General features: G+C 64.7%; 1 protein-coding gene. It reads left to right on the top strand.

What is annotated here, in order from left to right:
* Window positions 1-232: Hsp70 family protein (locus CVH10_RS25530; RefSeq protein WP_146143429.1), on the top strand; the 232-nt coding region annotated here is incomplete at both ends.

Genomic DNA, 232 nt, shown 5'->3' with positions numbered 1-232 from the left:
CGTGTTCGACGGGCAGCGGCGTCCCTCGGTGCGCCGCCGGTAGCCCGGATCCTCATGGTGGGTGGTTCGACCCGACTCCCGATGATCCGGGATGAACTGAACCGAATGTTCGACGTCCCGATATTGATCGGTGATCCGGACAAAGTTGTGGCGCAGGGCGCTGCTCGGCTGGCGGGTCGGTTGGCGGGGTCTTCGGCTGTGCACGCGTTGTCGGGCGGTGATCGAATCAACT

This window comes from Halomonas sp. ND22Bw (genome assembly GCF_003011945.1).
Classification (GTDB): Bacteria; Pseudomonadota; Gammaproteobacteria; order Pseudomonadales; family Halomonadaceae; genus Halomonas; species Halomonas halophila.
Note: the sequence above shows the minus strand (reverse complement) of the source record. Positions and strands in the feature narration are given on the sequence as shown.